The sequence below is a fragment of the Sphingobium ummariense RL-3 genome (assembly GCF_000447205.1).
GTDB lineage: Bacteria > Pseudomonadota > Alphaproteobacteria > Sphingomonadales > Sphingomonadaceae > Sphingobium > Sphingobium ummariense.
Genome location: NZ_AUWY01000118.1, coordinates 123,129 through 135,828, shown reverse-complemented (window position 1 = coordinate 135,828; position 12,700 = coordinate 123,129). Strand labels below are relative to the sequence as shown.

The 12,700-nt window shown below is 63.3% G+C and carries 10 protein-coding genes and 3 pseudogenes; 9 read left to right on the top strand and 4 right to left on the bottom strand.

The features are described from left to right. Positions 1–125: 125 nt before the first annotated feature. From tnpA to M529_RS42655, 5 genes and pseudogenes are all read left to right on the top strand, one after another. A complete protein-coding gene (tnpA, locus tag M529_RS42675; RefSeq protein ID WP_021317578.1) occupies positions 126–515 on the top strand; it encodes an IS66-like element accessory protein TnpA in 390 nt (129 codons plus the stop codon). Continuing rightward, positions 512–874 (top strand): IS66 family insertion sequence element accessory protein TnpB, encoded by a 363-nt coding sequence (gene tnpB / locus M529_RS42670; RefSeq protein WP_021317577.1) that lies wholly within the window; start codon positions 512–514, stop codon positions 872–874. Before tnpA ends, tnpB begins: the two co-directional genes overlap by 4 nt. Positions 875–931: 57 nt before the next feature. Then, positions 932–2,464, top strand: a complete 1,533-nt coding sequence (gene tnpC / locus M529_RS42665; protein WP_021317576.1) for an IS66 family transposase — start codon at positions 932–934, stop codon at positions 2,462–2,464. Then, positions 2,461–3,060 (top strand): plasmid pRiA4b ORF-3 family protein, encoded by a 600-nt coding sequence (locus M529_RS42660; protein ID WP_021317575.1) that lies wholly within the window; start codon positions 2,461–2,463, stop codon positions 3,058–3,060. Before tnpC ends, M529_RS42660 begins: the two co-directional genes overlap by 4 nt. A gap of 165 nt (positions 3,061–3,225) precedes the next feature. Beyond that, positions 3,226–3,857, top strand: a pseudogene (locus M529_RS42655) (tyrosine-type recombinase/integrase). A gap of 297 nt (positions 3,858–4,154) precedes the next feature. On the opposite strand, the gene M529_RS42650 reads toward M529_RS42655, so the two are convergent. Then, entirely contained in the window at positions 4,155–5,402 is a 1,248-nt protein-coding gene (locus M529_RS42650) for a serine hydrolase domain-containing protein (protein ID WP_021319347.1), read from the bottom strand. Positions 5,403–5,496: 94 nt separating this feature from the next. Further along, on the bottom strand, positions 5,497–7,062 hold the full coding sequence (locus M529_RS42645) for an alginate export family protein (RefSeq protein WP_021319346.1): 1,566 nt from the start codon (positions 7,060–7,062) through the stop codon (positions 5,497–5,499). Positions 7,063–7,100: 38 nt separating this feature from the next. Between M529_RS42645 and M529_RS42640 the strand changes: the two genes are divergently transcribed. Together M529_RS42640 and M529_RS42635 are read left to right on the top strand one after the other, a co-directional pair. After that, complete coding sequence (locus M529_RS42640; protein ID WP_021319345.1) at positions 7,101–7,346, top strand: hypothetical protein; 246 nt, start codon at positions 7,101–7,103, stop codon at positions 7,344–7,346. 129 nt (positions 7,347–7,475) lie between these two features. Continuing rightward, a pseudogene (locus M529_RS42635) lies at positions 7,476–8,042 on the top strand (SLC13 family permease); the annotation flags it as partial. 120 nt (positions 8,043–8,162) lie between these two features. Here the strand turns inward: M529_RS42635 and M529_RS42630 are convergent. Then, complete coding sequence (locus M529_RS42630) at positions 8,163–10,580, bottom strand: membrane-bound PQQ-dependent dehydrogenase, glucose/quinate/shikimate family (protein ID WP_021319343.1); 2,418 nt, start codon at positions 10,578–10,580, stop codon at positions 8,163–8,165. An 80-nt stretch (positions 10,581–10,660) separates the two neighbouring features. Between M529_RS42630 and M529_RS42625 the strand changes: the two genes are divergently transcribed. Next, a complete protein-coding gene (locus M529_RS42625; RefSeq protein WP_021319342.1) occupies positions 10,661–11,404 on the top strand; it encodes a cytochrome c oxidase assembly protein in 744 nt (247 codons plus the stop codon). Beyond that, entirely contained in the window at positions 11,401–12,072 is a 672-nt protein-coding gene (locus M529_RS50395; protein WP_021319341.1) for a cytochrome b, read from the top strand. Before M529_RS42625 ends, M529_RS50395 begins: the two co-directional genes overlap by 4 nt. 13 nt (positions 12,073–12,085) lie before the next feature. Here the strand turns inward: M529_RS50395 and M529_RS50755 are convergent. Next, a pseudogene (locus tag M529_RS50755) lies at positions 12,086–12,655 on the bottom strand (c-type cytochrome); the annotation flags it as partial. Positions 12,656–12,700: the final 45 nt, after the last annotated feature.

Below are 12,700 nucleotides of genomic sequence, written 5' to 3'. Positions count from 1 at the left end.
GTAAGCGTGGTGAGCAGGCCGCCTTGCGCGAGATCGGTAGGATAGGCTGATTGCGGCTCTTTTGGGGAGCGGCGGTTTTGGACGATAGCGAGGCTGATGGGGCGAGTAGTCATACGAGCGGTCATATGACCACTCGGATTGAGGTCGTTGGCCGGATATCGGGCCGGCGGCGCTGGACGGTGGAGCAGAAGCTGGCGATTCTGCGCGATGCGTTCGGTTCGGGCGGATCGGTCCTGGATGCTTGCGAACGGCACGAGGTTGGCAGCGGCCAGATTTACACATGGCGGCGGCAGGCGATGTCGGGCGAGTTGACCGGAGTGCAACTGCCGGCACTGACATCTTTCGCCGAAGTTGAAGTGGCCGGGCCGCCGATGCCGGCCACAGCGCCACCTGAACCGACGCTCACATGTGGCCAGATCGGGATCGAGCTTCCGTCGGGCGTACGTCTGACCGTGGATGGATCTGTCAACACCGATGCGCTGGTACGCGTGCTCGCGGTCCTGACTGCCCGATGATCCCGCTCCCCGGCTTTGCGGGCACAGGCTCCACCCGGATATTCCTGGCCTGTGGCGCGACCGATATGCGCAAAGGGTTCGACGGGCTGGCGGTGATGACGCAGCAGGTGCTTGAGCAGAGCCCGCATTCGGGCGCCCTGTTTGCCTTCCGGGGCAAGCGCGGCGATCTGGTGAAGCTGCTCTGGTATGACGGTCAGGGCCTGTGTTTGTTTTCCAAACGGATGGACCGAGGCAAGTTCGTCTGGCCGACTACCAAGACGGGCAAGGTGATCCTCAGTGCGGCGCAGCTATCGATGCTGCTAGAGGGCATTGACTGGCGCCGGCCGGAACGCACAGCAGCACCATGTTTGGCCGGCTAATGGCGGATTACCGTTGTTTTTGTGGCGCAAAGAGGCACTTTATGCTAGCGGTTCGCCGTGTCGGACGCTGCTTCTTCCCTCCTCGACAAGGACGCCCGGATCGCCGAGCTGGAAGCGGCCTTGGCGGCACGCGACAGCCTCATTGCGGCCCTTCGCGTTCAGCTTGCCCAGCTTCGCCGCATGACCTTTGGTCAGTCCTCCGAGAAGCTGTCCCTGCAGATCGAACAGCTGGAACTGGCGCTGGAAGAACTGGAGGGCGAAGCCCAACTTGCCGGCACGCGTTCGTCCTTTGCGGATCGCAATGAACGCCCGGCACCGATCCGGTCGTTGCCGGCGCATCTGCCGCGCGAGGAGCGTCGTATTGAACCGGCGGCCGGCACCTGCACCTGTCCCGATTGCGGCGGCGCGCTGCGCCCGCTGGGCGAGGACAGCGACGAGATGCTCGACGTGCTACCCGTGCAATGGCGCGTCATGCGAACCGTGCGTCCCAAGTATAGCTGCCGCTCCTGTGAGAAGATCATTCAGGCGCCGGCGCCGCCCAAGGCGATTGCGCGCGGCAAAGCCAGCTTCGCAACGCTGGCCCATGTGGTGGTGAACAAGTTCGATCATCATCTGCCCTTGTATCGGCAGGCCGAGATGATGGCGGCACAGGGCATCGATATCGATCGCTCGACCTTGGCCGGTTGGGCCGGACAGGCCGCCGCGCTGCTCGATCCCATCGTCAGCCGTATCCGCGAGGAAGGTCTCAAGGCCGGCAAGATCCACGCCGATGATACACCCGTGCCGATGCTCGATCCCGGCAGGGGAAGGACTGCCACGGCCAGGCTGTGGGCCTATGTCGTCGATGATCGGGCTTCAGGCGTCGCCGGCCCGGCGCTTGTTTGGTACAAGTTCACGCCCGATCGCAGCGGCATCCATCCGCAGACCGAGCTCAAATCCTTCTCCGGCCTCCTTCAGGCCGACGGCTATGCCGGCTACGACAAGCTCTACGAGGACGGCCGGGTGAGAGAGGTCGCCTGCTGGGCGCACTTCCGGCGCAAGATCTTCGAGAACCACGCCACTAGCCCAACGCCGCTCACGACCGACCTTTTGGAGCGGATTACGCAGCTATATCGGCATGAGGCCGATATTCGAGGGCAACCGCCCGATGTTCGGCGTCAGCACCGGCAACGGCATTGCAAGCCGCTGGTCGATGACTTGCGCACCGCCATCGACGACGCCTTGCGTCGCCTGTCGCCAAAGTCGGCGATGGCCAAGGCACTCGCCTATGGCCGCAAGCGCTGGACGGCGCTGACCCGCTTCCTTGATGATGGCTACGCCGAGATCGACAACAACATCGCCGAACGGGCGATCCGGTCCATCGCGATCGGCCGCAAGAACTGGCTGTTCACCGGCTCGAAGGCCGGTGGCGAACGCGCCGCCGCCATCTATTCCATCATCGAGACGTGCAAACTCAATGGCGTCGAGCCGCAGGCCTATATCGCCGACGTCGTCGAGAAGATCGCCAGCAACTGGCCAGCCTCGCGCTGGGACGAGCTCATGCCCTGGAACTGGACAGCCGGCGGCACGCCCGTCAGCATGGCGGCATGACCGACCAGATCGCCCGGATTCGCATCACACTCGACGACATCAAGCCCGCCATCTGGCGGCGGGTCGAACTGCCCATCTCCAACAGCCTCAAGACCCTGCATCTGGCGATCCAGGCCGTTATGCTGTTCGAGAACTACCACCTGTTTCGCTTCGATATCGGCGAGGCCAGCTACGGCATCCGGTTCGACGATGACTATATGGACCCGCCGACCCGCGACGCCGGCAACCAGCGGCTCACCAAGCTCATCGAGCGCGGCGTCACCGCCTTCTCCTACACATATGATTTTGGCGACGACTGGCGGCACAGCATCGTCATCGAGGAGGTTCTCTCCGCCGATCCGGCCTTGCATTACCCCCGGTTCGTCGACGGCGCGCGCCGCGCACCACCCGAGGATGTCGGCGGTCTCCCGGGCTTCGAGGAATTTCTTGAAGCCATGGCCAAGCCGCGCCATCCGGAACGCAAGTCAGTGCTGCAATGGTATGGGCGTCCCTTTGATCCCGACGACATCAGCCCCGACGAAATCCACACTCGCATGGCCACGCTCGCCAAACGCAGGGCCTCCGGCAAAGCCGCTCACACCATCAACGAGGCCTGATCATCACTGCGGCCCTCAGACCACGCTTACGGTTTGGGCGTCACCAGACGTCAACGCGCCGCCGCGGAACGGCACAAATTGGTCGGCACGAGCCTCAAGCCACTCCTGCTCATCCTCGCCGGCAAGCGTTCTTCAGGTGGCCAACGTGGCCGTAGGAGAACGATCATGGAGATGCTTGAAACAGAACTCACCGCAGCGAAGCGCCCGGTTTGGAATGCCGGAAGGACCGTGGGTGCAAAGCGGGCTCTGAAACCGAAGCAGATTTGGGAGATCCGTTTCTACCTCAATCAGCGGCGGCGCCTGCGAGATCGGGCGCTGTTCGATCTGGCGATCGACAGCAAGCTTCGGGGCTGCGACCTGGTGCAGATGAAGATCGGCGACCTTGTCAGCGGCGGGCAGATTCGAACGCGGGCAATCGTCATGCAGCAGAAAACAGGCCGGCCCGTTCAATCGAATTGCTGCCGGATGCTCGAGCGAGCTTGCTGGCATGGCTCGAACGCCGGGGCGGCGCGGTGGATGATTATGTTTTCCCAAGCCGGGTTGATCACAATGGGCACCTGAGCACACGGCAGTATGCTCGGCTTGTCGACGAATGGGTGACAGGTGTCGGCCTTATGCGAAGCGAGTATGGCACCCACTCGCTTAGGCGAACGAAGGCATCGATCATCTACAGGGCGACCGGCAATCTAAGGGCTGTCCAGATCCTTCTCGGCCATAGCAAGATTGAGAATACGGTGCGCTATCTCGGGATCGACGTGGAGGATGCGCTTGCCCTTGCTGAAAACACCGAAATCTGAATCTACTGGCGCCCGTGTCCGGGAGAGCTGGCCACGGGCGCTGGGACAAACCCGCCATTCCCGCGCGAACTGTTTGACGGCAGCTTCTGTCAAGAGCCGACAATCTGTGTTCGCCCGGTCGGACCGATATATCGATTGCAAATGGGCGGCTGGCAGACCGGCAGCTTTTGGACAAGGCACCTGCTTTAGCTGACCTCACCTTCTGAACACATGAGGCTCAAACTAGGCTGTAAACTCATAAGCACGCAGCCAGAGACGCACTGAAGCGAGTTGGATCACTCGCAACGGACCTCTCGATCAGCGCTCCTTGAGGTAGGCTGCAACGGCGCGATAAGAGGGGAGCGATGTCGGATCATTGAGCCCGTTCGAAGCGCCAGGCATCGACGCGAACCGCACCAGGACCATGTCTGCGTCGAAATCGACGTAGATCGCCTGCCCATGAACGCCGCGTGCAGCCACGACTTTGTCTTCGCCCGGATACATCCACCACAGGCCTGCATAGCTGCCGCCGATCAGAGCAGGGTATGCCGTGCCGAACTTCTTTGGATCGCCTCCGGCGCGGAGTGCCTGCGCCGCTGCGGCCGGGAACAGGCGCTTTCCGTTGATGACACCTTCGTTCAGGATGAGCATCCCCAGGCGGCCCATGTCCCGCAGCCCGGCGCTGAGACCGCCTCCGGCAAACGGAACCCCCGTTCCATCAACGGTCATATACGCGTCCTGCTCCGCCCCCATGGGACGCCACAGCCGTTCCGATGCGAGGTCCGCCACCGATTTTCCACTCACACGCGCGACGATCCATCCGACCATGTCGGCATTGGGCGTTTTGTAGTGAAATTCCGTCCCGTTCTTCCCCTCGGGTTTAACCTGTTGAAGGTACTCCCAATACCCGTTGGGGCCCTTGTAGCCCGCAGGCTTTGGCAACGGACTGGCCGCTTCTGCATATTTCCACACTTCGGCATTGGGATCGGTGTAATCCTCTGAATACCGCAGTCCTGTGGTCATGTTCATCACGTCGCGAACCGTCGCCGTGCCGAATGCGCTCTTCGCGACTTCGGGCACATACCGTGTCACCGGGGCATCCGGATCGAGCTTGCCTTCCGCAACCAGTATCTCTGCCAGCAACCCTGTAACGGACTTCGTCATCGACATGGCTGCATGTTTTCCGTCGGGGCCAAGGCAGCCGGAGTAGCGTTCGTAGATCACTTTGCCCTTGTGGATGATCAGCATTCCGTCGGTATAGTTTGCGGCCAGACTCTGTTCCCAGGTCATCGTCTTACCCGTGTCCAGCGTGGTGAAGGTCAGCGCATCGATCGTCTTTTCCTCCCGCTCGCGTTCCTGTGCGGAAACATAGGTGAGCGGTACTGGAGCCCCCAGGCCACGACTGACTTCCGTCGTCGGGAGAAGCTGCCGGAGATGGCATACAGACCACCGCAGTCGCGGGAAGCTGAAATAGACGGAGTCCGGCTGCGTTATGATCTTGTCCTTCGGGGGCGGGAACCCCTGCATCCAGCCCATCACGCGCGGGTCCGAAGCCTCCGCAGACAATGGCGGTGTCGGCGAACTCTCCCTTTCCTGCGCAAGGCTGGGGGTAGTGAGAGAGGCGGCGAAGAAGGGCCAAACGACCGCAGAACGCGAAACCCTAATAATTGACCACAACATTGACGAATCCTCCTGTCCACGTGGGTGCGCTACCTGGGAACGACGCTTTGATGCCCGCGCCAGGGAAGGATGCGCTTATCCCAGCGGTGAGGAAGAGGTTGGCACTGAAGATGTGGTTGTATTCCAGAAACACATCGTCAGAGAGGTGATGTTTGGTGACGCCTGCAATGAGATTGAATCCGCTGGGAGTTGAAATCAGACGCGTGGCCTGGCCGAACTGGATTGGGCTCGCGAGCTTGTTGGCACTGATGTGCGCATAGCGGAGGGTGAACGCGTCTTGCCGCGTTGGTTGCGCCGCAAGCGCCACTTCGTGCGCCCGCAAATTGGAATTGATGAAGACCATCGACGACTTTGATCCGGTAGCCCACTTGCCCGGTGACCCTTCGTAGTAAAGAGGGTCGAACCGCTCCAGTTTGGTTGTTGTCGGATCGTCGCCGGAGAACATCTTGAACGTGTAGGTGAGCGATGGCGTCCATTTCGTTTCGGCGAACGTGTATCCGACCTGAGCGCGTCCGGCCCATGCGGTCATGTTGATCCGGTTGTTCCATTCGTAGGTATAATCTCCGGTGACGGACCAGTTGCGGAGGGCACCCTCCTTCCGACTGGTCCGAAAGTAGAAATTGAGCGCATTCGTCCCGTCTCGGCCGCCCTCGAGGATCGTGGGCGCTCCGAAGCCACCGGCAGCCGCTCGGACGTAGGGGGATCTCGAACGAAGCACGTTTATGTAGGTGACCCCGGCAAAGTCGCCGGATTGCGCGCCGTAGCGGACGTCGGCGCCTGCCAACTGGTTACCCCCGTCATTGGAAGGGAGTTCGTTTGGTTCGATGAAGAAGCCGGTGAGTGTCTTATGGCCGTTCGACAGGCGCACAATGGCCGCTTGCTGCCAGGCCTTGCGTGGGCCAAACTTCAGCGCACCCCGCTCGAAGCCGCTGCTACCGCCGTTGGCGATCAACATCCCGCTACCCAAACTCAATTCACGCGGTCCCAGCGACACGGCGAAATTTGTGGCCTTGTCGAGGGTCCGGTACCCCAGATAGGCTTCCTCAAGGGTGACGGCTCCCTGGTTTCGCGCATCGAATGCATCGGTTCCCAAGGTCCGCGACGCGACAGCCGAGACCTTGCCATAAAGCACATTGCCATTGGAAAACGTCTTGTCGAAGCCGATGCCCGGCTTCACATATGCCTCCAGCCAAGTCTGGTCCGAATTGAAATTTGCGTTTGGCGCGTAGACTGAGGCGAAATTCCAGAACAGATCGGATTCGCTGACGAGGTTCAGGCCGCCCTGAAGGTACCAGCGCGCTCTGAGACCGTCCGCGTCATGCAGGATAGTAGGATCCTTGCTGCTGGTGTTTTGGGAAAGTTGTTCTTCCTGGAGCCCGGAGGGGCCACCTTCGGGAATACTGGAGCGGCCGACCCGCCGCGTGGGTCCATCGGTGTTTTGCGTGGGGCTGTTTGGAGCGGCCCGCGCCTCGCACAGGGCGTCCCCCCGGCAGCCGGCGCGCAGAACCTCCTGCACGACCGGCGGAGGTGCTGGCATCTCGAACATCACGCCGCACGCCAACTTCCAGGAGGCCGAAGCGTCTGATGCTGCAATCGGTGGCGCATCATGCTGTCCTCGTTTCGCCATATACGCGCCAACGTGATGTTTGGTTCCGTCAGCAGTTAATCCGCTGGGGCCTAGCGATTGCGCATGGGCAGACGTACTGGTCCGAGGAATACAAGCGCGCCCACGTCACGATGGCAGTGCTTTCAGCGCGAATAGCTGATTTAGGGATGAGCGCGGTCGACGCGGTAGAGGCCGCAAATTTGAAAGGCCGCGTCGACGCCTAACTTCGGCAGCTTCTGTAAAGATCGGACATGATGGTGTCTGTTGTAAACGACTGGGTTTGGTCGATAGCCGCCGAGAAAGCGGACCTTCCGTACTTGGGGAGTGAAAATTAGCTGCTGAACGTCCGGCATGCCGTGTTCGTCGGCGCCATCGTCATGACAGTGCTCGAGGTCGCACCGATCGCCGCAACCGCGTTCGCCGGCGCGGTACTCCTGATCCTGCTGCGCGTGATCTCGGCCGATCAGGCCTATGGCGGTCTCCGACCGGAAATTTTGATCCCGATCGCAGGCATGGTCGTGATCGGCATCGCCATGGAGGAAAGCGGGCTAGCGGCTGCGGCGACCAATTCGCTAATCGGCAGCCTGGACGGGATCAGTCCCTTGGCCGCGCTCATCATTCTTTATGCGCTGACGATGGTGCTGACCGAGCTACTGTCCAACGCGACTGTCGCGGTACTGGTAACGCCGGTGGCGGTCGCACTGGCCGAAAGCCTCGGCGTCAGCGCTCGCCCGTTCATCGTCGCGGTGATGATAGCCGGCAGCGCCGCCTTCGCCACGCCCTTTGGCTATCAGACGAACGTCATCGTCTATCAGATGGGCGGCTATCGCTATATGAACTTTGTCCGGGTGGGGCTGCCCTTGAACCTGATCACGTTTGCCGTCGCGATTGCAGCGATCCGTACCTTCTTTCCGTTCTAGACACGCTGATCCCTGGCCGTATGCGCGGTCGCTGCACCGAACCTGCGAAAACGCGCGCGATTACGACGTGCCCCCTATAGAGCGAACGCACGCACGCTTGGCGGCTGCAGGATCTAGTGATCAGTCGGGCAGTGCATAGGCAACCAACGCGTCGCCGATTGGCGTTTCCATGAAGTGGTGGCCACCGGCCATGATAACGAGATACTGTTTGCCGTTCACCTCGTAGACGGCGGGCGTCGCTTGACCGCCGGCCGGCAGTGTGTCGTGCCACAGCGTCTTGCCGGTCCGCAAATCGATCGCGCGGATCAGGTTGTCGGTCGCAGCGGCGATGAAGACGACACCCCCCGCCGTTACCACCGCGCCGCCATTGTTGGGGGTGCCGATGTTGATCGGCAGCATCGAAGGAATACCCCAGGGTCCGTTGCGGCGGGCCGTGCCGAACGGCCGATCCCAGATGGTGCGCCCGGTGCGCAGGTCGATCGCGCGGATGCCGCCATAGGGCGGACGTTTGCAGAGCAGGCCCGTGAGCGGCAGTCTCCAGCCGGGATTGACTGAGATGGCATAAGGCGTGCCGGCCTGCGGGTCCCTTGATCCATGGCCGCCCTCGCCCATGTCGCCGCCGCGCGCCTCGCCGCGCGGGGCGGGGAAGCCCTCCGCCTCAGCCTCCTCGCGAGGCACCAGGCGGTTATAGTTCGGCATGTCGTTATAGTTGGCGACGATCACGCCGCGCACCGGATCGATCGCGATCCCGCCCCAGTCGGTCCCCCCATTATAACCGGGATATTCCACGAAGCGCTTGTGCGCCGTGGGCGGCGTGTATGGCCCGCGATACTCGGCGCGCTTGAACTGGATGCGGCAGATCATCTGGTCGATCGGCGACATGCCCCACATGTCACGCTCCTCCAGCTGCGGGAAGGCCAGCGTGTGATAGCTCGAGAAGGGCTGGGTCGGGCTGCGCAGCTGCGGCTCGACGCCGGTTCGCGGTACGGCGCGCTCCTGCACCGGGAACAGCGGCCGGCCGGTGCGGCGGTCGAGGACATAGATGTCGCCCTGCTTGCTCGGCAGCACCAGCGCCGGCACCGCGCCGGCAGCGCTCGGGAAGTCGATCAGCGTCGCCTGCGCGCCCAGATCATAGTCCCACACGTCCCGGCGCACCGTCTGGAAGCGCCAGCGCGGGTGCCCGGTGGTCACGTCGAGCGCGACGAGCGAGGTCGAGAAGGCGTTCTCCTGCGGACTGCGGCTGCCGCTCCAGTAATCGACCGCGCTGTTGCCCATCGGCAGGTAAACGAGGCCAAGCGCCTCGTCGCCGCTGGCGATGGTCCACATGTTGGGCGTGCCGCGGGCATATTCGCGGCCAGCGGGTGGATCGCCGGTCCATTGCGGGTTGACCATATCCCATGCCCAACGCTTAGCGCCGGTCACCACGTCGAAGCCCTGGATCACGCCTGAGGGCGCGCTGCGTTTCTGCCCGTCGAGCACCTGGTGACCGGTTACGATCACGCCGCGCACGATGGTGGGCGGAGAGGTGATCGAGACCATGCCGGGTTCGACCTGACCCATGCCACGCTTGATATCGACCGCGCCATTGGTGCCGAAATCCGCGCAGGGGCGCCCGGTCCGCGCATCCACCGCGATCAGTCGGCCATCGAGCGTGCCTTCGAGGATGCGGGCGGCGCATGCCGTGTCCGGCGCTGCGCCGGGAGTCGCATGATAGGCGACGCCACGGCAGGCTGCTGTATAGGGGATGTACGCGTCGGAGACCTGCGGATCGTAGCGCCAGCGCTGCTTGCCGGTCTCCGGATCCAGCGCGATCAGAATATTCGTTGCTGAGCACAGATAAAGCGTATCGCCGACCTTGAGCGGCGTCGTCTCGGCACCGTATTTGCTTTCCTTGGGATCGCGTTTCGGCATGTCGCCGGTATGATAGACCCAGGCGCGTTCGAGCCGACCGACATTGCCGGGCGTGATCTGCCCAAGGGGCGAATAGCGCTGCGCGGCGTAGCTCCCGCCATAGGCCGGCCAGTCGGTTCCTGGACGGAGCGGGGATGGATCGGCGATGGTCGAGGCGATCATCGCCGGGAGCGCGCCTGATTCGGGCTGATTGATGCGCGAGAGGGTGAAGCCGGCAATCACCAGCACGGCGAACACGACACCGATCGCGCCGAGCGGCATTCGCCAGCGCCAGCGTTCCGGCTGCAGGATCGGCAGCATCAACAGCGTCGGGATCAGCAGGATGGCAGGTCCAGCGACGAAGGGGATGAGGCCCCAGCCGTCGGTGCCGGCTTCGGCGAGGCCCCAGACCAGCGACAGCAGGAAGGTCGCAACATAGACCCACACGCCCAGCACCCTGCCGCGGATCAACAGCACGCCAGCCACGGTCAGCCCCACACCGGCGAGCAGGTAGAAAGGCGAGCCGCCCAGGAACACGAGCCAAGTGCCGCCGATCGCCAGCACCAGACCGGCCAGGACGAGGAGGGCACCGACCACCATTGCCAGCAACGAACGGTTTCGCGGACGCAGGACATCGCTTTGCGGCATGGGAGTCTCCTTGCGCAGGGGAACCGACCCCGCTCCGATCGGTTCCGGTTGAGGCAGATTTGTCGGAGGGGCGTCGAACATTGAGCGAAAGCGCCGTCTGGATACCCTATTGCGGCGCCGCCCCATTGCCGGCGGAGCTTGCCGCGCGCTGGAATTTCGATCCGATCCTCCTCGGCGCGCTGACCATTGCGGCGTTTTTGGGGTTGCGCTTCAGCGCTGCCTCGCCCGCCCTGCGATGGCGCTTCGTGCTGGCAATGGCCCTGCTGTTCCTGCTGTTTGTCTCGCCCTTCTGCGCACTGACTTCAGCCCTGTTTTCCGCCCGGACCGTGCATCATCTGTCGCTGACAGCGCTTGCCGCGCCGCTGCTTGCAGCGGCATTGCCCGTCCGGAGCGTACCGGGTGGCTGGGGTTTGTGGGCAGGCGTGCATGCCGCCACCCTCTGGCTGTGGCATGCGCCACCCGCCTATGAAGCGGCATTGTCCAGCCATGCCGTTTATTGGCTGATGCAGGCCAGCCTGCTGCTGACCGCGCTCGCGCTGTGGCGTGCAGTACGCGCGGCGCCGCCCACCGGCGCGATCTTCGCCCTGCTCGCGACGATGGTGCAGATGGGGCTGCTCGGTGCGTTACTCACCTTCTCCGCCACGCCATTCTATGCGCCGCACGCGTTGGCGCCACTCGCCTGGGGATTGAGCCCGCTCGAGGATCAGCAGCTGGCCGGGCTTATCATGTGGGCGCCCGGCGCCGGTCTCTACCTCGCGGCAGCGCTGACCATCCTGGCGCGCTGGTTCTCGGCAGAGCAGGCCGCGACGTCCCGTCCGGCATGATCCGTGCGTTGCGCAAATGGGCGCGGACCCACACCGAACGCAGCCGCTATTCGCCGGTAGGCATCGCCTTCCACTGGATCATGGCGTTCCTTGTCATGTTCCAGATCGGCTGGGGCTATTATTCGAGCTGGCTGCCGGCCGGCGGCGACAAGCTGCATGCCTATGAAGTGCATAGCGCGGTCGGATTGCCGATCCTGCTGCTGGCGATCGCGCGCTTTGGCTGGCGGTTGATGATCCCAGGTCCCGAGAACGACGCCGATCGGCAGGGTTGGCAGACTCAGATCGCCTATGCGATGCATTATGTGTTCTACATCGCCTTTTTCGGGCTGCCGCTTTCCGGCTGGGCGATGTGGTCTTCGATTGCCGAGCCGGGGCCGCTGTACCTCGCCGGTGTGGTGCCTTGGCCGCAATTGCCATTTGACCAACTGCCGCTGACGACGCGCTGGCGGATCATGGATCTGGCCGAGGATATCCATCTGATCCTCGTGGTCACCCTGCTGCTCGTCATTCCGCTGCATGTCGGCGCGGCGTTGAAGCACCATTTCTGGGATCGTCACGACGTGCTGCGGGGGATGCTGCCAGAGATCCCGGACGCGGAGGATCCCCGGGAAGCGACGCAGCATAACCCGCGAGAGCCGCAGCTTCGCGACGAGAGAGCGCCTGGCTGATGCGCAGCATCACGCCTTGCGGATCGTTGCGCCTGGCACCCTGACGCCACTGCTCCAACTGCTCGGCCAGATAAGCGGAAGGCTGGCCGCCGAGCGGCGGGTTGGCCGGGCCGGCGCCCTCGCCATGAACCCCGTGGCAGGCAGCACAGGCGGCAAGCCGCCGGGCAGGATCACCATGGTGATAAAGCCTGACCGCTTCAACTGTGCCGGCGGGGCGCGCAACGTTCGCCACGTAGGGCCGCAGGGCGTAGTAAGCCGACACCGCATCCTGCTGAACCGCCGTCAACTTCCGCGCAATCGATTCCATTTCGGGATGGCGGCGACGACCGCTTGCATAGGCTTCGAGCTGCGCGGTCATGTAGCCGCGGTCGAGGCCGGCGAGCCGCGGCGTGCCCGCGCCGTTACCCTCTCCGTTTAGACCATGACAGGTGACACACGCATTCGGCGCCCCGGCATCGCCACCGCTCAGTGCGATCAACTCGCCCGTGGCGGTGAACTGGTCCGCCGCCCCGCGTTCCACCGAGCCGCAGGCGGCCAGCCCAGCAGCGAGCAGCACGACTGCCGATGTTGAGCGGAAATCCATCTCGGATGGAACCGCTGCCGTCCCGCAATGGTTCCGAAGGTGAAA